This is a genomic window from Xanthobacter sp. ZOL 2024, assembly GCF_052932325.1.
The window spans coordinates 2,809,738-2,833,372 of sequence record NZ_CM128808.1 but is presented as its reverse complement, the minus strand read 5'-3'; the positions used below and the strand labels follow the sequence as shown (position 1 = coordinate 2,833,372).

20 protein-coding genes and 2 riboswitches are annotated in these 23,635 nt (G+C 67.9%); of the genes, 15 read left to right on the top strand and 5 right to left on the bottom strand.

Annotated elements, in window-relative coordinates; translation table 11 throughout:
* Window positions 1–84: 84 nt before the first annotated feature.
* The gene (locus ACU4E7_RS13015; RefSeq protein ID WP_447019099.1) at window positions 85–1,074 is read left to right on the top strand and encodes a GSU2403 family nucleotidyltransferase fold protein; all 990 of its coding nucleotides are present in this window, start codon (window positions 85–87) and stop codon (window positions 1,072–1,074) included.
* Between the two features lie 8 nt (window positions 1,075–1,082).
* Here ACU4E7_RS13015 and ACU4E7_RS13010 read toward each other — a convergent pair whose 3' ends face one another.
* Window positions 1,083–1,295 carry an alkylphosphonate utilization protein gene (locus ACU4E7_RS13010; RefSeq protein WP_024280870.1) on the bottom strand — a complete coding sequence of 71 codons (213 nt, stop codon included), beginning with the start codon at window positions 1,293–1,295 and terminating at the stop codon, window positions 1,083–1,085.
* A 34-nt stretch (window positions 1,296–1,329) separates the two neighbouring features.
* Window positions 1,330–2,958, bottom strand: coding sequence for an acyl-CoA synthetase (locus ACU4E7_RS13005; protein ID WP_238120181.1), 1,629 nt, complete (start codon window positions 2,956–2,958; stop codon window positions 1,330–1,332).
* Between the two features lie 237 nt (window positions 2,959–3,195).
* On the opposite strand from ACU4E7_RS13005, the gene ACU4E7_RS13000 reads away from it, so the two are divergent.
* Window positions 3,196–5,112, top strand: coding sequence for a propionyl-CoA synthetase (locus ACU4E7_RS13000; protein WP_238120180.1), 1,917 nt, complete (start codon window positions 3,196–3,198; stop codon window positions 5,110–5,112).
* 85 nt (window positions 5,113–5,197) lie between these two features.
* Here the strand turns inward: ACU4E7_RS13000 and ACU4E7_RS12995 are convergent, their stop codons facing one another.
* Together ACU4E7_RS12995 and ACU4E7_RS12990 are read right to left on the bottom strand one after the other, a co-directional pair.
* A complete protein-coding gene (locus ACU4E7_RS12995; protein WP_447019098.1) occupies window positions 5,198–5,482 on the bottom strand; it encodes a hypothetical protein in 285 nt (94 codons plus the stop codon).
* Window positions 5,483–5,737: 255 nt separating this feature from the next.
* On the bottom strand, window positions 5,738–6,079 hold the full coding sequence (locus ACU4E7_RS12990) for a hypothetical protein (protein ID WP_238120178.1): 342 nt from the start codon (window positions 6,077–6,079) through the stop codon (window positions 5,738–5,740).
* A gap of 344 nt (window positions 6,080–6,423) precedes the next feature.
* On the opposite strand from ACU4E7_RS12990, the gene ACU4E7_RS12985 reads away from it, so the two are divergent.
* From ACU4E7_RS12985 to ACU4E7_RS12975, 3 genes are all read left to right on the top strand, one after another.
* Window positions 6,424–7,119 (top strand): outer membrane protein, encoded by a 696-nt coding sequence (locus tag ACU4E7_RS12985; RefSeq protein ID WP_238120177.1) that lies wholly within the window; start codon window positions 6,424–6,426, stop codon window positions 7,117–7,119.
* 194 nt (window positions 7,120–7,313) lie between these two features.
* Window positions 7,314–8,228 (top strand): MBL fold metallo-hydrolase, encoded by a 915-nt coding sequence (locus ACU4E7_RS12980; RefSeq protein ID WP_238120176.1) that lies wholly within the window; start codon window positions 7,314–7,316, stop codon window positions 8,226–8,228.
* Between the two features lie 34 nt (window positions 8,229–8,262).
* Window positions 8,263–8,958 (top strand): SOS response-associated peptidase, encoded by a 696-nt coding sequence (locus ACU4E7_RS12975; protein WP_447019097.1) that lies wholly within the window; start codon window positions 8,263–8,265, stop codon window positions 8,956–8,958.
* Window positions 8,959–8,975: 17 nt separating this feature from the next.
* On the opposite strand, the gene ACU4E7_RS12970 is transcribed toward ACU4E7_RS12975, so the two are convergent.
* Window positions 8,976–10,268: a ubiquinone biosynthesis hydroxylase gene (locus tag ACU4E7_RS12970; RefSeq protein ID WP_447019096.1), complete on the bottom strand. Its 1,293-nt coding sequence runs from the start codon at window positions 10,266–10,268 to the stop codon at window positions 8,976–8,978.
* Window positions 10,269–10,431: 163 nt separating this feature from the next.
* On the opposite strand from ACU4E7_RS12970, the gene tesB reads away from it, so the two are divergent.
* The 10 genes from tesB to gcvT all read left to right on the top strand — a co-directional run bounded on the left by tesB (window position 10,432) and on the right by gcvT (window position 23,635).
* Window positions 10,432–11,322 (top strand): acyl-CoA thioesterase II, encoded by an 891-nt coding sequence (gene tesB, locus ACU4E7_RS12965; protein ID WP_238120174.1) that lies wholly within the window; start codon window positions 10,432–10,434, stop codon window positions 11,320–11,322.
* A gap of 279 nt (window positions 11,323–11,601) precedes the next feature.
* The gene (locus ACU4E7_RS12960) at window positions 11,602–11,940 is read left to right on the top strand and encodes a P-II family nitrogen regulator (protein WP_238120173.1); all 339 of its coding nucleotides are present in this window, start codon (window positions 11,602–11,604) and stop codon (window positions 11,938–11,940) included.
* A gap of 29 nt (window positions 11,941–11,969) precedes the next feature.
* On the top strand, window positions 11,970–13,331 hold the full coding sequence (locus tag ACU4E7_RS12955) for an ammonium transporter (protein ID WP_238120172.1): 1,362 nt from the start codon (window positions 11,970–11,972) through the stop codon (window positions 13,329–13,331).
* 424 nt (window positions 13,332–13,755) lie between these two features.
* Window positions 13,756–16,761, top strand: a complete 3,006-nt coding sequence (gene ileS, locus ACU4E7_RS12950; RefSeq protein ID WP_447019095.1) for an isoleucine--tRNA ligase — start codon at window positions 13,756–13,758, stop codon at window positions 16,759–16,761.
* Window positions 16,762–16,778: 17 nt separating this feature from the next.
* A complete protein-coding gene (gene lspA / locus ACU4E7_RS12945) occupies window positions 16,779–17,297 on the top strand; it encodes a signal peptidase II (protein ID WP_238120170.1) in 519 nt (172 codons plus the stop codon).
* 80 nt (window positions 17,298–17,377) lie between these two features.
* Window positions 17,378–18,070: a hypothetical protein gene (locus ACU4E7_RS12940; RefSeq protein ID WP_238120169.1), complete on the top strand. Its 693-nt coding sequence runs from the start codon at window positions 17,378–17,380 to the stop codon at window positions 18,068–18,070.
* 202 nt (window positions 18,071–18,272) lie between these two features.
* Window positions 18,273–19,658: a M16 family metallopeptidase gene (locus ACU4E7_RS12935; RefSeq protein ID WP_238120305.1), complete on the top strand. Its 1,386-nt coding sequence runs from the start codon at window positions 18,273–18,275 to the stop codon at window positions 19,656–19,658.
* An 80-nt stretch (window positions 19,659–19,738) separates the two neighbouring features.
* On the top strand, window positions 19,739–21,034 hold the full coding sequence (locus ACU4E7_RS12930; protein ID WP_447019094.1) for a M16 family metallopeptidase: 1,296 nt from the start codon (window positions 19,739–19,741) through the stop codon (window positions 21,032–21,034).
* A gap of 144 nt (window positions 21,035–21,178) precedes the next feature.
* Window positions 21,179–22,030, top strand: coding sequence for a hypothetical protein (locus ACU4E7_RS12925; protein ID WP_238120167.1), 852 nt, complete (start codon window positions 21,179–21,181; stop codon window positions 22,028–22,030).
* 156 nt (window positions 22,031–22,186) lie between these two features.
* Window positions 22,187–22,293: riboswitch (glycine riboswitch) on the top strand.
* A 3-nt stretch (window positions 22,294–22,296) separates the two neighbouring features.
* Window positions 22,297–22,404, top strand: a riboswitch (glycine riboswitch).
* 58 nt (window positions 22,405–22,462) lie between these two features.
* The gene (gcvT, locus tag ACU4E7_RS12920; protein WP_447019093.1) at window positions 22,463–23,635 is read left to right on the top strand and encodes a glycine cleavage system aminomethyltransferase GcvT; all 1,173 of its coding nucleotides are present in this window, start codon (window positions 22,463–22,465) and stop codon (window positions 23,633–23,635) included.

The following is a 23,635-nucleotide window of genomic DNA, read 5'->3' as shown; positions in this document are numbered from 1 at the left end:
CGCGCCGCCCCTTACAGACAGAATTGAAATTTCTGTCTGTAAGGCATAAAAATACAGACAGTTTCTCAAGATCCGTCTGTAACCATGAAGCCCATCCCGCTCCCGCTGCAGACCCTTTACGCGGAACTGGCGCAGCAGCTCCAGGCCAGCATGGAGCGCCCTGCCTCGCTCTATCATCGCGAGATCAAGGGCATGTCCTATGTCTATGGCAAGCGGCCGGTCGGCAGCGTGCGGCGCGACATTTTCATCGGCCGCGCCGATGATCCCCTCGTGGTGGCACGGGTGGCCCTCATCGAAGAGGAGAATGCGCGGGCGGCGGAGCGGCGGCAGATCGTCTCCACCCTCCGGCGCGCCCATGTGCCCGCCCCGGTGCAGGCTCTCTCGCAGGTGCTCGATACCATGAGCGACGCCGGCCTGCTCCGGCAAGCGGTCCTGGTCGGCACGGCCGCCTATCAATGCTATCCGGCCCCCCTGGGGCACATGCTGCCCGCCGCCGGCCTCATCACCCAGGACGCGGATCTCGCCACCGCCAGCCTCGCCGTCACGGCGGACGAGGCGGGAGAGACGATGGAGACCATCCTGAAACGGGCGGACCCGACCTTTCGCGGCGTTCCCGGCCTCGATCCGGCGGCGCTGCCGTCTCATTTCCGATCCGCTTCAGGCTTCGTGGTGGACCTGCTGACGCCGCAACGCCGACGGACGGACACCAACCCGATGGCGCTCCCGGCCCTGGCCGCAGGCGCCGTGCCGCTCCAGCATCTCGACTGGCTGATTGCCGATCCCATGCCCGCGGCGGTCCTCTACCGCAGCGGCATCGCCGTGCGGATTCCCCAGCCGGCGCGCTTCGCCGTGCATAAGCTGATCATCGCCCAGAAGCGCGGAGGCGACACCACCAAGCGCCGCAAGGACCTTGCCCAGGCCGAGGCCCTGATCACCGCGCTGAAGAGCGCCGATCCCTTCGCCTTGTCCGATGCCTTCGAGGACGCCGCGGCCAAGGGAACCACCGGCTGGGAGCGCCCCATGGTGCGCTCCCTCACCGAACTCGGACTCACGCCCGCGCACCTCGTGGCCTGAGCCGGAGCTCAGGCCTTCTTCACGAACTCGGTGCGCAGCACCAAGCCCTTCACCTTCTCGACCTTGCAGTCGATCTCCTCGGGATCGCCGGTGAGGCGGATGCCCTTCACCAGGGTGCCGCGCTTCAGGGTCACAGACGTGCCCTTCACCTTGAGATCCTTGATGAGGGTGACGTTGTCACCGTCCTTCAGCACGGCGCCATTGGCGTCGCGCACCTCGATGTCGGACATGTCTGCTCCTTCAGCGCTCGCCCGCTCAGACCTCCTTCGCCATATCGCGCAGGCGGAACTTCTGGATCTTGCCGGTGGAGGTCTTCGGAATGGGCTCGAACACGATATAGCGGGGGCACTTGTAACCGGCGAGGTGGGTCTTGCAATGGGCAAGGAGTTCCTCCGCCGTGGCGCTCATGCCGTCGCGCAGTTCCACGAACGCCACCGGGGTCTCGCCCCACTTCTCGTCGGGCTTGGCCACCACCGCCGCCGCGCTCACCGCCGGATGCTTGTAAAGGGCATCTTCCACCTCGATGGAGGAGATGTTCTCGCCGCCGGAAATGATGATGTCCTTGGAGCGGTCCTTGAGCTGCACATAGCCATCGGGATGCTTCACCCCGAGATCGCCCGAGTGGAACCAGCCGCCGGCGAAGGCGGCATCGGTGGCGGTGGGGTTCTTGAGATAGCCCTTCATCACCGTATTGCCGCGGAACATCACCTCGCCCATGGTCGCGCCATCGGCCGGCACCGGCTGCATGGTCTCGGGATCGAGCACGTCGAGAGCTTCCAGCGCCGCATAGCGCACGCCCTGGCGCGCCTTCTTCATGGCCCGCTCGGCGGCGGGCAGCGCATCCCATTCCTCGTGCCAGTCGTTCACCACCGAGGGGCCGTAGACCTCGGTGAGGCCGTAGACGTGCACCACGTTGAAGCCGGCATCCTGCATGGCGGCCAGCACCGCTTCCGGCGGCGGGGCCGCGGCGGTGATGAATTCCACCTTGCCCGGCAGCGGCCGCTTGTCGGCCTCCGGCGCGCCGAGCAGGGTCGACATGACGATGGGCGCGCCGCACATGTGGGTGACGCCATAATCGGCGATGGCATCGAACATGGCCTTCGCCCGCACCTGCCGCAGGCACACGTGGGTGCCCGCCACCAGGGTGATGGACCAGGGGAAGCACCAGCCGTTGCAGTGGAACATGGGCAGCGTCCACAGATAGACGGGGTGCTTGCCCAGCGCGCAGGTCACCGCATTGCCCACCGCCAAGAGGTGAGCGCCACGATGGTGGTAGACCACGCCCTTGGGATCGCCGGTGGTGCCGGAGGTGTAGTTGAGGGCGATGGCGTCCCACTCGTCAGCGGGCCCGGTCCAGGCGAATTCCGGATCGCCGGTCTCCAGGAAGGCCTCATATTCGGTGCCGCCGATGAGGTCGCCCTTGCCGGTATATTCCGGGTCGTCATAGTCGATGACGATGGGCTTCTTCACCGCCATGGCGAGGGCCGCCTTCATCACCGGCGAGAACTCGCGATCGGTGATCAGCACCTTGGCCTCGCCATGGTCGATGGTGAAGGCGAGGATGGCGGCGTCGAGCCGGGTGTTGAGGGAGTTCAGCACCGCCCCGGTCATGGGCACGCCGTAGTGGGCTTCCAGCATGGCCGGCGCATTGGGCAGCATCACCGCCACCGTGTCGCCCTTGCCCACGCCCAGCTTGGTGAGCGCCGAGGCGAGCCGCCGGCTGCGATCATAGAATTCGCGATAGGTGCGGCGGGTGGAGCCATGGATGATGGCGGTGCGATCGGGGAACACCCGCGCCGCCCGTTCGAGGAAGCCAAGCGGGGTCAGCGGCTGGTAATTCGCCTGATTGCGGTCGAGATGCAGGTCGTAGATGCTACCGGCCATGGAACTCCCCATCATCCTTATCGCTCCCGGCCACGTGACGGGCACGGGAGACCAGCCAACAATGCCCGTTCGACGGGCAAGAACCTAGCAGGGCTTAAGGGAGGCGCAATCCAAGGCCAAGATAGAACAAGGCGTTTATCCATCCAACCAAGGTCGTACGCAGTTATGCGTACTTGCTCTGTAAAATAACGATCGGCACTAACCACACCAACGATTATGCCGACGAGGGAGACGTCCATGGGTGAGATGAGCAGCAGCCGCTACGGCGAAACCTATGCCCGCTGGCGCGAAGATCCGTCCGCTTTCTGGGGCGAGGCGGCCAGGAAGATCGACTGGACGACCCCGGCCACCAAGGTGTTCGATCCCGATGCCGGCGTCTATGGCCGCTGGTTCGAGGGCGCCACCGGCAACACCTGCTTCAATGCGGTGGACCGCCACGTGGCCGCCGGCCGCGGCGATCAGCCCGCCATCATTTATGACAGCCCCGTGACAGATACCAAGCGCTCGCTCACCTATGCCGAGCTGAAGCGCGACGTGGAGACCCTGGCGGCGGTGCTGCGCGACCTCGGTGTGACCAAGGGCGATCGCGTGCTCGTCTACATGCCCATGGTGCCCGAGGCCCTGGTGGGCATGCTGGCCTGCGCCCGCATCGGCGCCATCCATTCGGTGGTGTTCGGCGGGTTCGCCGCCAAGGAGCTCGCCACCCGCATCGAGGATGCCGAGCCCAAGGTCATCCTGGCCGCCTCCTGCGGCATCGAGCCGAACCGGGTCGTACCCTATAAGCCCCTGCTCGACCTTGCCATTTCCATGTCGGCGGTGAAGCCGGAGCATTGCGTGGTGCTGCAGCGCCCGCAGGGTCCGGCGAGCCTCAGCGAAGGCCGCGACATCGACTGGATGGAGGCCTGCAACGACGCGATCCAGGCTGGCCGCACCGCCCCTTGCGTGGACGTGGCGGCCACCGATCCCCTCTACATCCTCTATACCTCCGGCACCACGGGCAAGCCGAAGGGCGTGGTGCGCGACACCGGCGGCCACATGGTGGCGCTCACCTGGACCATGGAGAATCTCTACGGCATCAAGCCCGGCGAGGTGTTCTGGGCGGCCTCCGACATCGGCTGGGTGGTGGGCCATTCCTATATTGTCTATGCCCCGCTTTTGGCCGGCTGCACCACCCTCGTCTACGAGGGCAAGCCGGTGGGCACGCCTGACCCCGGCGCCTTCTGGCGGGTGGTGGAGGAGCACAAGGTGGTGGCCCTGTTCACCGCCCCCACCGCGCTGCGGGCCATCAAGAAGGAAGACCCGGACTGCACCTTCAAGACCGGGCGCGACATGAGCCACTTCCGCACCCTGTTCCTGGCCGGCGAGCGGGCCGATCCGGACACGGTGCAATGGGCCGAGGACAAGCTGGGCGTGCCGGTGGTGGACCATTGGTGGCAGACCGAAACCGGCTGGGCCATCGCCGCCAATCCGGTGGGCCTCGGCCTTCTGCCCATCAAGCTCGGCTCGCCCACCGTGCCTATGCCCGGCTTCGACGTGCAGATCGTGGACGAGGCGGCCAAGCCGGTACCGGCCGGCACCATGGGCTCCATCGTGGTGAAGCTGCCGCTGCCTCCCGGCTGCCTGCCCACCCTGTGGCAGCAGGACGAGCGCTTCAGGGAAAGCTACCTCGCCGACTATCCCGGCTACTACAAGACCGCCGACGCCGGCTTCATGGATGACGACGGCTATGTGTTCGTCATGGGCCGCACCGACGACATCATCAATGTCGCCGGCCACCGCCTCTCCACCGGCGGCATGGAGGAGGTGATCGCCTCCCACCCGGACGTGGCCGAATGCGCCGTGATCGGCGTCAAGGACTCCCTGAAGGGCGAGGTGCCGTGCGGCTTCGTGGTGCTGAAGGCGGGCGAGCGCCGGCCGCCGGAGGTGATCGAGAAGGAGCTGGTGGGCCTGGTGCGTGATCGAATCGGCCCGGTGGCGGCGTTCAAGCTGGCGGTCACCGTGAACCGCCTGCCCAAGACCCGCTCCGGAAAGATCCTGCGCGGCACCATGAAGAAGATCGCCGATCACGACCCGTGGTCGATCCCCGCCACCATCGACGATCCGGTGGTGCTGGAGGAGATCGAAGACATCCTGAAGGATCGTGGCATCGGCTGAGCGCCCCGCGCGGGCACGAATGCGACGGCCCGGCCGGGCCCCCACCCGGGGGCCGGCCGGGCCGTCGGGTCTTGTGGCACCCGCCTCAATTGCCCTTCTCGCCAGCTCCCATCCGCTCCTGGCAGACATAGCCGACGAAGCACTGCGGCGCGTCGCGGGTGGGCACCCATTCCGGCCGCAGCAATTGGTCATGCAGGCAGAAATTCAGATCGCGCACATAGCGGTCGTAGAGTGTCGGCGAGGTGGCCATGACCACGACGCCCTTGTCCTGAACCAGTCCGGCCGCCTGCGCGCAGGTGAGCGTGCGACTCTGCACCAGAGGATCCGACGCGGCTGCCTCCAGGGACTTGGCCGCGGCCGGCGTCGCCATCGCCAGCCCCAGTGCCGCCATAACCAGACCACTGAAAAACGGGCCGCTCGGACCCCTGCCCCGCCGGCTGTTGCCGGCGTGTCCCGGCCGCCGGCCGTTCCATCTGCCCATCATGACTCACCTCACCCGTCTCCGCGCCCCGTGTCCGCGGGATGCTCGGAGCATCCCGCCCCCCGCGGCGGCCGCGCCTCACATGAGCTGCCGGGGCGGCCCGCGCAAGCGGCAGCGGCTCCGGCGGCGGCCCCGGCGGCCGCCTCAATGCCCCGGATGCCCTTCGCGCGACGGGATGAAACAGGTGTAGCCGATGAAGCACTGGCGCACGTCGCGGGTGGGCACCCACTCCGGCTTGAGATCCTCGCCGCCGGCGCAATAGCGAATCTGCGACACGTAACGGTCATAGGTATTGGGACCCGTGGCCATGACCACCGCGCCCTGCCGGGCCACCAGGGCCGCCGCATCGCGGCAGCTCATGGCCGTCGAATCGGGCCGCGCAAGAGCGACACCGGGCGCAACGAGACCGAGCAGCAGCGCCAGCGGCATCCCATACCACCCGCGATGGATGCGACCGACCCGCATACCATTTACCTTCGGTTGCATCTTACCCCCTCCTCTCCGCCAGTCTTGCCTTTCCTCGCCGACGGCTTCACGGCGCCCAGGGCGAGGTTCGGGAAGTGGTGTCTAACTGCCTTTATTTACTATTCTTTTACCATATTCTTATCGGATAGGCCGCAGGGATGCCGCTTCACAACCCGGCAACCCCGAAATAGAGGTAGCATCATATACCTAGGGTAATGAACAGGCTTCGATTTCAATGCAGTGTGGCATGAAAGCTACGGCACCCGCCACGGAACTCTGCTAGAACCACCTCACTGAGCGGCGCGAGACGATTTTTGCTCTCGCCTGTCTCACGACCAAGGACAACCCAAACAAGGGGGTTAGTTATGAAGCGGTTTCTTCTCGCCACTGTCGCGCTGGCGGCGCTCTCGGCTCCGGCCGCGGCTGCTGACCTGGCGACGAAGTACCCGGTGAAGGCCATTCCTGCTCCGGTGTTCTCCTGGACCGGTTTCTACATCGGTGCCAACGTCGGCTTCGGCGGTGACAAGTTCTCCTACGACGCCTACACCGTCGGCCTCCCGGTCGCCAGCGCCGACGTGAACTCCTCCGGCTGGTTCGCTGGTGGTCAGCTGGGCTACAACTATCAGTTCGCCAACAACGTGGTGGTCGGTCTCGAGACCGATATCCAGTGGTCGAACATCGAAGGCAACGTCAGCCTGACCTCGGGCGGCACCGGCATCACCGCTGGCTCCACCGTTGACTACTTCGGCACCATCCGCGCCCGCCTCGGCTACGCGTTCGATCGGTTCCTGCCCTACATCACCGGTGGTGCTGCCTACGGCAAGACCTCGAACAACGCCTGGTTCGGCGTGCCGGCCTGGGCCGTGTCGACCTCTTCGACCGATTGGGGTTGGACCATCGGCGGCGGCGCCGAGTATGCCATCACCAACAACTGGACGTTCAAGGCTGAATACCTGTACGTCGACCTGGGCAGCCACGACGTGGCCGTCATCGGCCCGATCGCCGTGGACGGCGACACCAAGTTCCACACCATCAAGGCTGGTGTGAACTACAAGTTCTGATCCAACGATCAGGGTTTGACGGGAAAGGCCCGCCGCAAGGCGGGCCTTTTCTTTTGTCCCTTTCCGACTCGTGCGGCCGCCCGGATACGCCATGCGCTGCCGCCGCACGGGCGACGGTCTGCGTCTGCCCGCTTCGGCGCCCGAGCTGCGCTGTCCCTGATGCCCTTTCGCGGGAACTGCGCTAGCCTGGGGGCATGAGCGCAGACATCCCCTTCGATCGCGATTTCAACGTCCCGGCCGGCCGGCTGGACCAGGTCACGCCGCTGGTGCGGCGGATCGTGGCGCCGAATCCCTCGCCGTTCACCTTCACCGGCACCTGCAGCTACATCATCGGCCAGGGTTCGGTGGCCATTCTGGATCCCGGCCCCGACAGCCCCGAGCATATCGACGCTCTGCTCCAGGCCGTCGCGGGAGAGACGGTGTCCCACATCGTCGTCACCCATACCCACCGCGATCACTCCCCCGCCGCCACCGCCATCAAGGCGGCCACCGGCGCGCCCATCGTCGGCGCCGCGCCGCACCGCGCCGCACGCCCACTACATATCGGCGAGATCAACCCGCTCGACGCCAGCGCCGACACCGACTACCAGCCCGACCACATGCTGGCCGACGGCGAGGCCGTAGAAGGGCGTGGCTGGACGCTGAACACCGTCGCCACCCCCGGCCATACCGCCAATCATCTGGCCTTTGCCCTGCGCGAGGAGGAGGTGCTGTTTTCCGGCGATCATGTGATGGCCTGGGCCACCTCCATCGTCGCACCGCCGGATGGCGCCATGGGCGATTACATCCGCTCGCTGGAATTGCTCGGCACCCGGCCCGAGCGAACCTACCTGCCGGGCCACGGCGGCCCGGTGCGCGATGCCCCGGCCTTCGTGCGCGACTATCTCGATCATCGCATCGCCCGCGAGCTCGCCATCCTGCGCGGGCTGGAACGCACGGCGGAAACCGTGCCGGACCTGGTGCGCGGCATCTATATCGGGCTCGACCCGCGGCTCGTGGGCGCCGCCTCCCTCACCGTGCTCGCCCATCTCGAGCACCTCGTGGAAAGCGGACGAGTGACAACCGATGGCCCGGCGGCCATCGACGGGCGGTTCCGGATCGCCTCGTAGGGCGGGCTCGGGGGTTCTGAGCGGAGGTTCCCGCATGTGCGGCCGTTTCGTCCAGCATCGCGCACCGCTCGCCTATGCTGAGCATTTCGGGCTCGACGTGGCGGCGATCCAGCTGCCCAATGCGCCGGCACGGTACAATGCGGCCCCCACCCAGGACCTGATGGTGATCCGCCTCAACCCGCACACCGGCCGGCTCGACCTGTCGCTGCTGCGCTGGGGGCTGGTGCCGGTGTGGTCGAAGGATGCGAGCGGGGGCGCCCGCCTCATCAACGCCCGCTCGGAAGGGGTGGCCCACACCGCGACCTTCGCCGACGCCTGGCGCAAGAAGCGGCGCTGCATCATTCCGGCGGATGGTTTCTACGAATGGCAGACCCGCCCCGCCGGCAAGCAGCCCTATTACATCTCACCGGCGAACGGAGCGCCGCTGGCCTTCGCCGGCCTGTGGGAGGGGTGGAAGGACCCGCACACGGGCCAGTGGCTGCGCACCTTCACCATTCTCACCTGCGCCGCCAACGGGCGGCTGGCGCCTTTGCACGCGCGCATGCCGGTGATTCTCGACGCGGCAGCCATTCCCACATTCCTCGGCGCCGACGATCCCCACGCCCTGCTCACCCCCTGCGCCGATGATCTCCTCACCTTCTGGCCGGTCTCGACCGCCGTCAATGCAGTGCGCAACGACGATCCGGCACTGCTCGCGCCGCTGCAGGAACACCCGCCGCAGCCGGGCTGAGCGGGTGCCCGGCCCCTCTAAAGGGCCTCGCCGCGCAGCAGCTTCGGCAGCGCTCCGGTGAGCCCGGCGGCGTCGCGGATGAACAGGCCCTTGAGGCGCGGCAGCCGATCCACCAGCCCCAGGCCCACGTCGCGCAGCGCCCGCAGGGCGTCGGAATGATTGGAGAACAGGCGGTTGAGGCTGTCCGTCGCGACGCCCATGGCCAGAGTGTCGAAGCGGCGCCAGCGCTGGTAACGCTCCAGCACCTGGGGCGATGCGAAATCGAGCCCCACCCGCGCCGCGTCGGTCACCGCCTCGGCCAGGGCCGCCACATCACGCAGCCCCATGTTCAGCCCCTGCCCCGCAATGGGGTGGATGAGATGGGCCGCATCACCCACCAAAGCGAGTCGCTCGCCGATGAAGCTGCGCGCCATGGAGAAGCCCAGCGGATAGGCCCGCGGCCGCGTCACCGGCTTCACCCAGCCCAACTTGTGGCCGAAGCGCTGCTCCAACTCGTCCTGGAACAGCAGCGCCGGCAGATGGGCCAGCCGCTCGGCATCGGCGGTACGCTCGGCCCAGACGATGGATGAGCGGTTGCCCGGCAGCGGCAGGGTGGCGAACGGGCCCGCCGGCAGGAAATGCTCTTCCGCCCGCCCCTCATGGGGGCGTTCATGTTCCACCGTGAAGGTCAGCGCGCTCTGGCCATAGGCCCAGGAGACGGTGTCGATGCCCGCCATGGCGCGCAGGCGCGAGCGTGCCCCGTCGCAGGCCACCAGCAGCTTCGCGCGCACCGGCCCGCCGTCGCCGGCGGTGAGCGACACGCCCTGGCCCTCCGGGGTGAAGGCCGAGACCCCCTCCGGGGTCAGGGCGATGCCCGCCGCCGCGGCCGCCTCGATAAGCGCCTGCTGCAGCACCGCATTCGGCACCATGTGCGCGAACGCCTCGCCCGGCTGCACCTCGCCATCGAAGGTCAGGAACACCGGCCGCGCCACGTCCTTGGTGCGGCTGTCGGTGACCACCATGGAGCGGATGGGCTCGGCCGCCGCGCCCACCTTGTCCCAGACGCCGATGGTGGTGAGCAGCCGCCGGGCGCCGGCGGCGATGGCCGAGCAGCGCTCGTCGTCGATCACCGGCCGCGCCAAGGCGGGGTCGAACAGGATGATGCGCGCATCGGCGCCGAGCCCCTGCCGCAGCGCCAGCGCCAGGCTGAGCCCCGCCAGCCCGCCGCCGACGATGGCCACATCCCACCGCTCCGCATCGGGGCGGACAAAGGCCGCAGACTCACCCGTATAGGGGGAAGGCGCCACATCGGGCTCGTTCAGGCCAGTCAACGTCCGTCTCCTTCACGCGGCGGTCACGGTGCACCCTTGCGGCACGCCGTTCACGCATAGGTCTTGACGCCACCGCATGTGCCATGGCGTGTTCGTGCACCCTTTGTCCAACGTCCCCGGCGCCGGCTTCGGCAGAGATCCGGGTTGCCTGAGGCCGATCCGCATGAGCGACATGATGACCGACACGCCGTCGTCCGACGTTGAAGCACTTTTGTCCATCCTCGACCTGGAGCAATTGGAGATCAATCTGTTCCGCGGTCGCAGCGGCAACCCCGGCGGCGGGCGCGTGTTCGGCGGCCAGGTGGTGGCCCAGGCGCTGGTGGCGGCGCGCCGCACCGTGCCGCCGGAACGGGTCTCCCACTCTCTGCACGGCTATTTCCTGCTGGGTGGCGACCCCACCATCCCCATTATTTATGACGTGGAGCGCATCCGCGACGGCCGCACCTTCACCACCCGGCGGGTGGTGGCGATCCAGCACGGCCGCGCCATTTTCTCCATGGCGGTCTCGTTCCACGAGGACGAAGACGGCATGCAGCACCAGATCACCATGCCCGAAGTGCCCATGCCGGAGGACCTGCCGCCGGACGACGTGTGGCGCGAGCGGCTGCTGAAGCGCTTTCCCGAGGCGGCGACCCGGGGCTGGATGACCATGCGGCCGCTGGAGGTGCGCCCCACCGGCCTGGACCCGACCTATCTCGGCACCGCCGCCGAGGCCTCGCCCAGCGTCTGGGTGCGGGCCCGCGGCCCCCTGCCGGACGACCTGCCCACCCATCAGGCGGTGCTCGCCTTCGCCTCGGACTTCTCGCTGCTGCAGGCGGCGCTGCTGCGCCACGGCCGCTCGGTGTTCGATCGCGACCTGCAGGTGGCGAGCCTCGACCACGCCTTGTGGTTCCACCGGGCGTTCCGGGCCGACGAATGGCTGCTCTACAGCCAGGAGAGCCCCGCGGCCTTCGGTGCGCGCGGCTTCTGCCGCGGCGAGTTCTTCACCCGCGATGGCGTGCTGGTGGCTTCGGCGGCGCAAGAGGGATTGATGCGGCGCACCCAGAAGAAATGACGCTGTTTGAGGCGATGCGTCTAAAATTTAGGCATCAAAAGCGGCAGTCCTTGGGCATCGCCATTCCCTTGCCCGGCATGGCGAGAAAATAAGCAACGAGTCTCCCACTCTTCTTTACTTGGCACGGTAATTGATTCCGCTTTGTTCAGGCTTGCCTGCCGCAGCGCGGAACTCCCCGGTCCCGCACGGCGAAGCCGCGAGAAAACACCGGATGGACGGCGCGTGGGGGTGAGCCCCGCGCGACCGCATCCACGGGCATCAGGGGACAGGGACCGATCCATGAAGATCGTCATGGCCATCATCAAGCCATTCAAGCTGGAGGAGGTGCGCGACGCCCTCACCGGTATCGGCGTGCACGGACTCACCGTTACTGAAGTGAAAGGCTACGGGCGTCAGAAGGGCCACACCGAGATCTATCGCGGCGCCGAATACGCCGTCAGCTTCCTGCCGAAGCTGAAGATCGAGGTGGCGGTTCCCGCTGACCAGGTTTCGAAGGTGGTCGAGGCCATCACCGCCTCCGCCAAGACCGGCCAGATCGGCGACGGCAAGATCTTCGTCTTCGCCATCGATCACGCCGTGCGCATCCGCACCGGCGAGACCGACGCCGACGCGCTTTGAGCCATCCTCATTTCACGGAGCTTTCATCCATGACGTTCAAGACGTGGACTCGCGCGGGGCTCCCTGCGCTTCTGGCCGCAGCGGCGCTCGCCCTGCCGGCGCTCGGCCAGCCGGTCGAAGCCCCCGCCGCCGCCTCCCCGGCCGTGGCCGCGGCGGTTTCGACCGTCAACAAGGGTGACGTGTCCTGGATGATGACCTCCACGGTCCTCGTCCTGCTGATGACCGTTCCCGGCCTCGCCCTGTTCTACGGCGGCCTGGTGCGCGCCAAGAACATGCTCTCCGTGCTCATGCAGGTGCTCACCATCACCGCGGTGATGATGCTGGTGTGGGCCCTCTACGGCTACTCGCTGGCCTTCACCTCGGGCAACGCCTTCATCGGCGGCTTCGAGAAGGCGTTCCTGGCCGGCATCACCGCCGACAGCCTCGCCGACACCTTCACCAAGGGCGTGCAGATCCCCGAATTCGTGTTCATCGCCTTCCAGATGACGTTCGCGGCCATCACCCCGGCCCTGGCCATCGGCGCCTTCGCCGAGCGCATGAAGTTCCCGGCGGTGATCCTGTTCGCCATCCTGTGGGGCACCTTCGTCTACTTCCCGATCGCCCACATGGTGTGGTTCTCGGAAGGCTACCTGTTCACCCTGGGCGCCCTCGACTTCGCCGGCGGCACCGTGGTGCACATCAATGCCGGTATCGCCGGCCTGGTCGGCTGCATCATCGTCGGCAAGCGCATCGGCTACGGCAAGGAGCAGCTTCCGCCCCACTCGCTGGCCTTCACCATGGTCGGCGCCTCCCTGCTGTGGGTCGGCTGGTTCGGCTTCAACGTGGGCTCGAACCTCGAAGCCAACGGCCTCGCCACCCTGGTGATGGTGAACACCTTCCTGGCCACCGCGGGCGCGGTCGTCGGCTGGCTGGTCATCGAGTGGATCGTGCGCGGCAAGCCCTCCATGCTGGGTGGTGCGTCGGGTGCGGTGGCCGGCCTCGTGGCCATCACCCCGGCCTGCGGCGCCTCCGGCCCCATGGGCGCCATCGTGCTCGGCATCGTCGCGGCGCTGGTGTGCTTCTTCTTCTGCACCGCGGTGAAGAATGCCCTCGGCTATGACGACAGCCTGGACGTGTTCGGTGTCCACGGCGTGGGCGGCATCATCGGCGCCATCGGCACCGGCATCCTGGTGTCTCCCGCCCTCGGCGGCGCCGGCGTGGCCGACTATTCCATGGGTCACCAGGTGTGGGTGCAGACCCAGGCCACCATCGTGACGCTGGTGTGGTCGGGCGTGGTCTCCGCCATCATCTTCTTCGTGCTCAACATCGTCGTGGGCCTGCGCCCGTCGGTCGAAGTGGAGCGCGAGGGTCTCGACATCAACGAGCACGGCGAGCGCGCGTATCACTCGTGAGCTCAAGCGGGGGCGCACGCCGCCCCCGCATTCCGGCATTGTCCGGACAGTTTAAAAAGAGGGGAACCAAATGGCCCCGGCGCCTCGTGTGCCGGGGCCAAATCTTTGTCTGCCGCCCCGCGGCGGGGCCGCCAACACCCCTCCAGACGCCCGCCGACCGTGGCGCGATGCATCGCCGGCCTTTTCCCCGCCCGCCGCGCCTGCTAGAAGCCGGCCTTCGGATTTCCATCGAACGGCCCGAGGATGACCGCAGACATGCAGGGCGGAAGCTCAGCGCCGCGCGCGCCCCTGGCGACGCCGCGGCCGCTTCAGGCGCGAATTACCGGCCCGGTTCCCCGCCGGCGCAGCTGAGCGCGCCGGGGAGCCGGGACGTTTTCGCATCGCCCTTCCGGCCGCCTGACGGCCCTGATTTTCCGAGCCTTTCATGACCGACACCACCGACAAGACCGCAGCCGCAGACTATTCCAAGACGCTGCTGCTGCCGGAAACCGAATTCCCCATGCGCGGCGGCCTGCCGAAGAAGGAACCGGAGCTGCTGGAGCGCTGGAAGCGCCTCGGCCTCTATTCCCGCCTGCGCGAGGTGGGGCGCGGCCGCCCGCGTTTCGTGCTGCACGACGGCCCGCCCTATGCCAACGGCAACATCCACATCGGCCACGCGCTGAACAAGATCCTGAAGGACGTGGTGACCCGCTCCCAGCAGATGCTGGGCCATGATTCCAACTATGTGCCCGGCTGGGACTGCCACGGCCTGCCCATCGAATGGAAGATCGAGGAAGAGAACTACCGCAAGAAGGGCAAGGCCAAGCCCGACTTCTCCGATGCCGAAGCCATGGTCGCCTTCCGCCAGGAATGCCGCGCCTTCGCCCAGCACTGGCTGGACACCCAGCGCGAGGAGTTCAAGCGGCTCGGCGTGGAAGGCGACTGGGACCACCCCTACACCACCATGGCGTTCGCCGCCGAGGCGCAGATCGCCCGCGAGATCATGAAGTTCGCGGAAAACGGCCTGCTCTATCGCGGCTCCAAGCCGGTGATGTGGTCAGTGGTGGAAAAGACCGCCTTGGCGGAGGCCGAGGTGGAATACCACGACTTCACCAGCGACACGGTGTGGGTGAAGTTCCCGGTGATGTCCGGCGTCAAGGATGACCTCGGCGGCGCCTGTGTGGTGATCTGGACCACCACCCCCTGGACCATGCCCGGCAACCGGGCCATCTCCTATTCTTCCAAGATCGCCTATGGCGTTTATGAGGTGACCGAGGCCCCCGCCGACAATTGGGCCAAGGTCGGCGACCGGCTGGTCCTCTCCGACACCTTGGCAGAGGACGTCTTCCGGCAGGCCCGCGTCACCGGGTTCACCAAGGAGCGCGCGCTGGAACCGCGGGAACTGGCGGAGCTCGTATGCTTCCACCCGCTCGCTCAGCTCGGCCTTGGCGGCTATGACTTCAAGGTGCCGCTTATCGAGTCCGACCACGTCACGGACGACGCCGGCACCGGCTTCGTCCACACGGCCCCCGGTCACGGCCGCGAAGACTTCGACGCCTGGGTGGCCCATCGCCGCTGGCTGGAGGAGCGCGGCATCAACCCCGCCATCCCCTATACAGTGGATGAGGACAGCTTCTACACCGCCCAGGCGCCCGGCTTTGCCGGCAAGCGCGTCATCACCGAGAAGGGCGAGAAGGGCGACGCCAATGGCGCCGTCATCGAGGCCCTGGTGACGGCCGGCAACCTGCTCGCGCGCGGGCGGGTGAAGCACCAGTATCCCCATTCCTGGCGCTCCAAGAAGCCGGTCATCTTCCGCAACACGCCCCAATGGTTCATCGCCATGGACCAGGACATCCGCAAGGGTGACGGCACCGCGGCGGTCCGCCCGGCCACCCTCAACGGCAACGTGCCCGACACCCTGCGCGAGCGGGCGCTGGCCGGCATCAAGACCGTGGAATGGGTGCCGGCGGCGGGTGAGAACCGCATCACCGGCATGATCGCCAACCGGCCCGACTGGGTGGTGTCGCGCCAGCGCGCCTGGGGCGTGCCCATCGCCGTGTTCGTCAAGGAGAAGGGCGACGGGGCGGTGGAGATCCTGCGCGATCCCGCCGTCAACGCCCGCATCGCCGAAGCGTTCGAGGCGGAGGGCGCCGACGCCTGGTTCAAGGAGGGGGCCAGCGCCCGCTTCCTGGGCGAACGCGCCGATGAAGGCTGGGTCAAGGTCAACGACGTGCTCGACGTGTGGTTCGACAGCGGCTCCACCCACACCTTCACCCTGGAGGTGCGCCCGGACCTGAAGGCGGTGCGGCCGCCGGAGGGCGATGACCGGGTGATGTATCTGGAAGGCTCGGACCAGCATCGCGGCTGGTTCCATTCCTCGCTGCTCGAGAGCTGCGGCACCCGCGGCCGCCCGCCCTATGATGCAGTGTTGACCCACGGCTTCGTGCTCGACGAGGACGGGCGCAAGATGTCCAAGTCCCTGGGCAACGTCACCGCCCCGCAGGAGGTCATCAAGGCCTCCGGCGCCGACATCCTGCGCCTGTGGGTGTGCGCTTCCGACTATTCGGACGATCTGCGCATCGGCCCGGAGATCCTGAAGACCACCGCCGACACCTATCGCAAGCTGCGCAACACCCTGCGCTGGCTTTTGGGCTCGCTGCACCATTACCGGCCGGAAGAGCGGGTGGCGTTTGCCGAGATGCCGTCGCTGGAGCGTTTTATCCTCAACCGCCTCAGCGAGCTCGATGGGGAGATCCGCGCCGCCTACCGTTCCTTCGATTACAAGAAGGTGCATGCGCTGCTCACCCAGTTCATGAACATCGAGCTGTCGGCCTTCTATTTCGACGTGCGCAAGGACGCGCTTTATTGCGATCCCCTGTCCTCGCTCACCCGCAAGGCCTGCCTGACGGTGCTGGACGAGACCTTCAACCGGCTCGTCACCTGGCTCGCGCCCATCATGCCCTTCACCACGGAAGAGGCGTTCATCGCCCGCACCGGGGATGAAGAGGGCTCGGTGCATCTGCTCACCTTCCCCGAAACGCCAGAGAGCTGGCGTGATCCGGCCCTGGCGGAGCAGTGGCGCAAGGTGCGGCTGGTGCGCCGGGTGGTGCTGGGCGCGCTGGAGGTGGAGCGGGCGCAAAAGCGCATGGGCTCGTCCCTGGAGGCGGCGCCCGAGGTCTATGTGACCGACGAGGCGCTGGCCGATGCCTTTGCCGGGCTCGATCTTGCGGAAATCTGCATCACCTCCGCGGCGACCCTGATCCGCGGTGAAGGCCCCGCCGAGGCGTTCCGGCTGCCGGAGGTGCCCGGCGTCGCCGTAGTGCCGGCCCGGGCCGAGGGCCGCAAGTGCGCCCGCTCGTGGAAGATCTCTCCCGAGGTGGGCGCCGATCCCGAATTTCCCGATGTGACCCCGCGCGATGCGGCGGCGCTGCGGGAATTCTACGCCCGATAGGCCGAGGAGCCCTGTCCATGACCCGCGCCTCCAACCGCATCATTCTCGGACTGCTGGTCGCCTTGCTGGTGCTGGTGGCCGATCAGGTGTCGAAGACCTGGGTGATGGGCTTCACCCAGGACATGGGGCCGGCGCTCTACCCCGTCGCCCCATTCATGGACGTGGTGGCGCTGTGGAATCGCGGCATCAGCTATGGCCTGTTCCAGCAGGGCGACACCGGGCGCTGGGTGCTGGTGGGGGTGAAAGTGGTGGCGGCGCTGTTGTTCACCGTCTGGCTCACCCGCTCCCATCGCACCCTGGAGGCCTTAGCCCTCGGCCTGCTGATCGGCGGTGCGCTGGGCAATGCGGTGGACCGGGTGGTCTATGGGGCGGTGTTCGACTTCATCTCGCTGCACGCCTTCGGCTACCGCTGGTATGTGTTCAACATCGCCGATGTGGCGGTGGTCGTCGGTGTTGCGCTACTGTTGTACGATGCGTTTTTTGGGCGTGCCTCAAAAACGCCGCCCTCAGCGACGCCAATGTCGCCGAAATCCTGAAACCGAGCGCGAGCCACGGAGGGAGCATCATGCGCCTGTGCCCGACATCCCGACCCGCCGTCGCGACCCGAGTGAGATCCATGTCCCGTTCCGCTGCCACGCGCCTGCCTTTCAAGCTGCTCTGCGGTGCCGCGGCGCTCGGTGCGGTGATGGCCGGTCCGCTGGCCCCCCGCCCGGCGGCCGCCCAAAGCGACGAATTCACGCCCAACCCTCTGGACAGCGCCATGGAGCTGTTCGGCCTCAAGGAAGAAAAGCCGAAGCCGGAGATCGACTATCGCGAGCGCGCGCCGCTGGTGGTGCCTCCCGCGGCCGCCACCGAGCAGTTGCCTACCCCGGAGCAGCAGGCCTATCGCAACAATCCCGCCTGGCCGAACGATCCCGACGTGGCGCGCCGCAAGCGTGAGGCGGAGGCCGCCAATGCCCCGGTCACCCGCGATGATCCCGGCCGGCCGCTGATGCCGTCCGAGCTGGGACGCGGCCGAAAGAAGATTCTCGGCGTGATCAACCAGCCGAACACCGGCACCCCTGGCGACAGCACCCGCGACGTCGTTTCTCCAAGCGAGCTGGGGTTCACCGGCTGGGCCAGCGGCCTGGGATTCGCCCAGGAAAAGCCGCTGACCTTCAACGGCGAGCCGGAGCGGGAAACCCTGCTGCAGCCGCCCGCGGGCTACCAGACCCCGGCGCCGAACGCCCCCTATGGCGTGGTCGAGAAGAAGAACGAGCCCTTCAAGCTGCCGAACTATTTCGATCGGCAGGACCAGCAGAAGAACTGACGGCCCGGGGCACCGGACCGGGTGGCCTGCGGCCCCGCGCCCCGGCGGCGGGCGACGATGCCCTGTGCGCGCATGACCATGTGGCGCGCTGGAACCCTTCAAATCGCCGACCGGCCCCTGGCCCCGGGGCCGCGACGCCCTATCTATCCTTGACGAGCGTGCCTGCGGGCGCGTGCAATGTCGGAAGATCCTTCACGTGAAGATGAGCCATATCGCCATGGTTGCCATTCTTGCCGCGAGCGCGGCCGCGCTCGCGTCCCGTTCCGCCGCTGCGGCCGGGCCCGATATTTCCCAATTCAAGCTCGACAATGGCCTCGAGGTCATGGTGATCCCCGACCACCGCACCCCGGTGGTGACCCACATGGTGTGGTACAAGGTGGGGTCGGCCGACGAGCAGCCCGGCAAATCGGGCATCGCCCATTTTCTCGAGCACCTGATGTTCAAGGGCACAGAGGCCCACCCCCAGGGTGAGTTCTCGGCCGAGGTGGCGCGCCTGGGCGGCCAGGAAAATGCCTTCACCTCCCACGACTACACCGCCTATTTCCAGCGGGTGGCCAAGGAACACCTGGAAAAGGTGATGGGCTTCGAGGCCGATCGCATGACCGGGCTCAAGCTTTCCGACGAGGTGGTGCTGCCGGAGCGCGACGTGGTGCTGGAAGAGCGCCGCATGCGCACCGACAACGAGCCCAGCGCCCGGCTGGGCGAGATCATGCAGGCCACCAGCTACGTCAACCACCCCTACCAGCACCCCATCATCGGCTGGGAACACGAGATCAAGCAGCTGAACCGCGAGGACGCCCTCGCCTTCTATCAGCGCTATTACGCCCCCAACAACGCGCTGCTGGTGGTGGCCGGCGACGTGGACCCGAACGAGGTGCGCGCGCTGGCCGAGAAGACCTATGGCAAGGTCGCCCGCGCCGACACGCCGCCCCGCAACCGCCCGCAGGAACCGGAGCCGGAAGCCGAGCGCCGGGTCTCCCTGGCCGATGCCCGGGTGGCCCAGCCGAGCGTGCAGCGCTCCTATCTGGTGCCATCCGACCGCACCGCCGCCCCCGGCGAGGCGGAAGCGCTGGAAGTGCTGGCGCAGATTCTCGGCGGCGGTCAGACCGGCCGCCTCTACCGCACCCTCGCGGTGGAGAAGGGCCTCGCAGCCGGCACCGGCGCCTGGTATCAAGGCACCGCCTATGATGCGACCCGCTTCGTCGTCTACGGCACCCCGCGCCCGGAGGTGACGCTGGAGGCCCTGGAAGCGGCCATCGACGCGGTGATCGCCGAAGTGGCCGAAAAGGGCGTGGACGATCTGGAGCTGGCGCGCGCCAAGACCCGGCTGACCGCCGACATGGTCTATGCCCAGGACAATCAGGCTACCCTCGCCCGCATCTATGGCGCCGCCTGGGCCACCGGCATGAGCGCCGACGCGGTGCGCGCCTGGCCGGAGCGGGTGAAGGCGGTTTCCGCGGCCGATGTCCAGGCCGCCGCCAAGCGCTATCTCACGACCAATCGCGCCGTGACGGGACAGCTCAAGCCGGCTCCGGCCGCCGCCGCTGACGCCCCCGCCGGCCCGGGCAAGGCGGGGGATCGCTCGTGACGGGCGCTTCCGCCACTGCCGGCCAGACCGCCGGCCGGCCTTTTTCGAGCGCCGGTTGGCTTTTTTTCATGATGGTGACGATGGCTCTCTCCCTCATTTCCACGCCCGCGGCCCAGGCCCAGTCCAGCCGCATCACCGAGGTGACGAGCCCCGGCGGCATCAAGGCCTGGCTGGTGCACGACACCACTTTGCCGCTGATTGCCATGGAGTTCGCTTTCCTCGGCGGCGCCGCCCAGGACGGCTCGCAGAAGATGGGCCTCGCCAACCTCACGGCGGCACTGCTGGACGAGGGCGCCGGCGATCTCGACGCCCAGGCGTTCCAGCGCAAGCTGGCCGACCACGCGGTGGAGCTGCATTTCGATGCCGGCCGCGACGACATGCGCGGCTCCCTGCGCACCCTGTCCGACAATGCGGATGTGGCGTTCGACCTGCTGCGCCTGTCGGTGAATGCCCCGCGCTTCGATGACGAGGCGATCGAGCGGGTGCGGGCGGCGCTGATGGCCTCCCTGCGCCGCCGCTCCACCGAACCCAACGCCATCGCCAACGAGCGCTGGTATGCCCGCGCCTTCCCCGGCCACCCCTATGGCCGGCCGGTGGACGGCACCCTGGAGAGCGTGCCCACCCTCACCCGCGCCGACATCGTCCAGTTCGCTCACAAGACCCTGGCGCGCTCCAACCTGCGGGTGGCGGTGGTGGGCGACATCACCGCCGAGGAGCTGGGCCGGCGGCTGGATGCGGTGTTCGGTGCCCTGCCGGAAGCCGCCGAGCTCGCGCCCATCGCCAACGTCACGCCGCAGCATCTCGGCACCGTCGACATCGTGCCGCTCAACGTGCCGCAGTCGGTGGTGGTGATGGGCACCGTGGGCCTGGAGCGCCAGGACCCGGACTTCATGGCCGCCTACGTCCTCAACCACATTCTCGGCGGCAGTGCCTTCTCCTCACGCCTGTTCAAGGAAGTGCGGGAAGCCCGCGGGCTCGCCTATTCCGTCTATTCCTACCAGGTGGCCCTCGATCATGTGGGCCTGTGGTTCGCCGGCACCGCCACCAAGAACGAGCGGGCGGCCGAATCCATCTCGCTCATCACCTCCGAGTTCCAGCGCATCCTCGATCACGGCCCGACCGCCGAGGAGCTGGCCGAGGCCAAGAGCTACCTGACCGGAAGCTATGCCCTGCGCTTCGACACCTCCTCCAAGGTGGCGGGACAGCTGCTGCAGATCCAGCTCGACAAGCTCGGCATTGATTATATCGACCGCCGCAACGCGCTGGTGGAGGCGGTGACCCTCGACGACATCAAGCGCGTGGCCGGCCGCCTGGCCGATGCCCGCAAGGCGCTGGTGGTGGTGGTGGGCAAGCCGGTCGGCCTCTCCGGCGGCTGAGCGCGGGCCGGTACCGCCGGCGCGGTTCACCATGCCGTCGGCTTTTCAAGACCCGTGGCGGGAATTCCGCCGCCAGGCGGTGCCGCTGCGCCGCCGCTTTGCTATAACCTCGCCCGATCAGGGCAGGCCAAGGAGTTGAGCAACATGGCTCTTGCGCAAGCAGCCACCTCCGCACGCAGCATTGCCGGCATGGCATTGGCGCTGGCAATGGCGGGATGCGCCGCAGGCGAGAACCTGGATGGAGCCTTCGGCGCCCAGGATACCGGCGTGGCCACCGGTCGCGCCGCCGGCGTGTCCAGCGCGGCCACTCCCTCCCTCACCGTGGGGACCGGCGCCGACGCGGTCACCTACAGCTGCCCCTCCGTGACCGTGCGCACCGGCGCCGGCGTGTGGCAGGTGGGCGATGCCAACGGCCTGCGCTACCAGGGCAATGTGGGCCAGCTGGCGCGGGAATGCGCCATCGCCGGCCAGACCATGACCGTGAAGGTGGGCATCGAGGGACGGGTGATCCTTGGCGAGAAGGGCACCCCCGGCACCATCAACGTGCCGGTGCGGATCGCCGTGGTCGAGGAAGGCCCCACCCCGAAGACCATCACCACCAAATTCTTCAAGGTGCCGGTTCAGGTGGCACAGGGCCAGCAACAGGCGCCCTACACGGTGATCGAGGACCAGCTCTCCTTCCCCCTTCCCAAGGTAGACGAGCTTGAGCGCTACGTGATCTACGTGGGTTATGACGCGCAGGGCGAAAAGCCGGCGCCGGCTGCCAGCCGGCCGCGCCGCACCCGCCCGGCCGCGCCCGCCCAGCCCAAGCCGGAGGCCAGCGCGCCCGCCGCGAGCACGCGGGCGACCACCCCCAAGCCCGATCGCGGCCCGCCGGCCGATGACGTGTTCGGACCGCCGCCCTCCGGCCCCACCAGCACCAGTGGCACCAGCAGCAGCGGCGGCGGCTTCACCGCGCCGCCGTCGGGCAACGCCTTCGATCCGCCGCCGAACTGAGTCGCCCCCAGCGGGGCCGCCGTCGGGCGCGACGGCGGAAAGCGTGGGCGGGTGTCAGCCAGCAGTTGACGCCCGCTGCCGATTGCCTATTGTCACCGCCGATACGCTGACCCTGCGGATTCGTGCTTTACGCCGCATCGCCGGGCATCGTTTCGGATGATCCCTGCGGGAGAGACCGGCTGCACCGTTCAAACGGATGCGACGCCGGCGCCGAAGGCGCAACCGCCCCGGAACCGCTCAGGCCAAAGGACCGCAGGGGGACGACGCTCTGGAAAGCAGCCTTGGGGCCTCGTGAAGAGGCGCCGGCTCACCGAAGGAGTAAGCCGCGCCGGTCCACACGGCACGGTGAAATCTCTCAGGTCTCGCAGACAGAGGGGGCGCCGCTGGAACCTTCACGGGTTCTGAGTTTTGGCGCCCTGCTCAGGAGCTGCGATGACAGACGCCGTCGATCCGTTCATAAAAACCCTTCTCCATACCACGCCGCTGTTCGCGGCCCATGTCGCCCTCGGGGCCCGCATCGTGCCGTTCGCCGGCTATGAGATGCCGGTGCAATATCCCGATGGCATCCTCGCCGAGCACCATTGGACGCGCGCCCATGCGGGCCTGTTTGATGTCTCCCACATGGGTCAGGCCCTGCTGGAGGGGCCCGATCACGCCACCACCGCCCGCGCCCTGGAAGCCCTGCTGCCGGCGGACATCCTCAATCTGAAGCCCGGCCAGCAGCGCTATTCCCAGCTGCTGGACGACGCCGGCGGCATCCTTGACGATCTGATGGTCACCCGACCGGTGGATCCGGCAGAGGACGGCCGGCTGCTGCTGGTGGTGAATGCCGCCGGCAAGGCCGCCGATTTCGCCCACATCGCCCGCCACCTGCCCGAGAACGTGCGGCTGACGCCGCAGCCGGATCGGGCGCTCATCGCCATCCAGGGGCCAGAGGCGGTCATCGCGCTGGCGCGCCATTGCGCTGAGGCGGAAGGCCTCGCCTTCATGACGGCGACCCCCGCCCGGTTCGACGGTCTGCCGGTGCACATCTCCCGTTCCGGCTATACCGGCGAGGACGGCTTCGAGATCTCCATGGCGGAGGGGGACGCCCCCGCCATCTGGACCGCGCTCCTCGGCGAGCCGGAGGTGAAGCCCATCGGCCTTGGCGCCCGCGACAGCCTGCGCCTGGAAGCGGGCCTGTGCCTCTACGGCCATGACATCGACACCACCACCTCGCCGGTGGAAGCCGCCCTGGTGTGGTCGATCCAGAAGCGCCGCCGCACCGAGGGCGGCTTCCCCGGCGCCGCGCGCATCCAACAAGAGCTGGCCGAAGGACCGAGCCGGGTGCGGGTGGGCCTGAAGTTGGAAGGCCGCGCCCCCGCCCGTGAAGGCGCCGAGATCGTCCATGACGGCGCGGTGGTGGGCATCGTCACCTCCGGCGGCTTCGCCCCGAGCCTGAACGCGCCCATCGCCATGGGCTATGTGCCCCCCGCCCTCGCGGCGCCCGGCACCGCCCTTCACCTCCTAGTGCGCGGCAAGCCGCTTGCCGCCACCGTCACCACCCTTCCCTTCATTCCGGCGCGCTATGCCCGCGCCGCCAAAGCCAATCCCGTGGGGGCCTGA

Excerpts from the sequence above, each read along its gene's own strand:
- ACU4E7_RS13015 (WP_447019099.1), top strand. The coding sequence starts at position 85 with ATGAAGCCCATCCCGCTCCCGCTGCAGACCCTTTACGCGGAACTGGCG.
- ACU4E7_RS13005 (WP_238120181.1), bottom strand. The coding sequence starts at position 2,958 with ATGGCCGGTAGCATCTACGACCTGCATCTCGACCGCAATCAGGCGAAT.
- ACU4E7_RS13000 (WP_238120180.1), top strand. The coding sequence starts at position 3,196 with ATGGGTGAGATGAGCAGCAGCCGCTACGGCGAAACCTATGCCCGCTGG.
- ACU4E7_RS12995 (WP_447019098.1), bottom strand. The coding sequence starts at position 5,482 with ATGGCGACGCCGGCCGCGGCCAAGTCCCTGGAGGCAGCCGCGTCGGAT.
- ACU4E7_RS12990 (WP_238120178.1), bottom strand. The coding sequence starts at position 6,079 with ATGCAACCGAAGGTAAATGGTATGCGGGTCGGTCGCATCCATCGCGGG.
- ACU4E7_RS12985 (WP_238120177.1), top strand. The coding sequence starts at position 6,424 with ATGAAGCGGTTTCTTCTCGCCACTGTCGCGCTGGCGGCGCTCTCGGCT.
- ACU4E7_RS12980 (WP_238120176.1), top strand. The coding sequence starts at position 7,314 with ATGAGCGCAGACATCCCCTTCGATCGCGATTTCAACGTCCCGGCCGGC.
- ACU4E7_RS12975 (WP_447019097.1), top strand. The coding sequence starts at position 8,263 with ATGTGCGGCCGTTTCGTCCAGCATCGCGCACCGCTCGCCTATGCTGAG.
- tesB (WP_238120174.1), top strand. The coding sequence starts at position 10,432 with ATGAGCGACATGATGACCGACACGCCGTCGTCCGACGTTGAAGCACTT.
- ACU4E7_RS12960 (WP_238120173.1), top strand. The coding sequence starts at position 11,602 with ATGAAGATCGTCATGGCCATCATCAAGCCATTCAAGCTGGAGGAGGTG.
- ACU4E7_RS12955 (WP_238120172.1), top strand. The coding sequence starts at position 11,970 with ATGACGTTCAAGACGTGGACTCGCGCGGGGCTCCCTGCGCTTCTGGCC.
- ileS (WP_447019095.1), top strand. The coding sequence starts at position 13,756 with ATGACCGACACCACCGACAAGACCGCAGCCGCAGACTATTCCAAGACG.
- lspA (WP_238120170.1), top strand. The coding sequence starts at position 16,779 with ATGACCCGCGCCTCCAACCGCATCATTCTCGGACTGCTGGTCGCCTTG.
- ACU4E7_RS12940 (WP_238120169.1), top strand. The coding sequence starts at position 17,378 with ATGTCCCGTTCCGCTGCCACGCGCCTGCCTTTCAAGCTGCTCTGCGGT.
- ACU4E7_RS12935 (WP_238120305.1), top strand. The coding sequence starts at position 18,273 with ATGAGCCATATCGCCATGGTTGCCATTCTTGCCGCGAGCGCGGCCGCG.
- ACU4E7_RS12930 (WP_447019094.1), top strand. The coding sequence starts at position 19,739 with ATGGCTCTCTCCCTCATTTCCACGCCCGCGGCCCAGGCCCAGTCCAGC.
- ACU4E7_RS12925 (WP_238120167.1), top strand. The coding sequence starts at position 21,179 with ATGGCTCTTGCGCAAGCAGCCACCTCCGCACGCAGCATTGCCGGCATG.
- gcvT (WP_447019093.1), top strand. The coding sequence starts at position 22,463 with ATGACAGACGCCGTCGATCCGTTCATAAAAACCCTTCTCCATACCACG.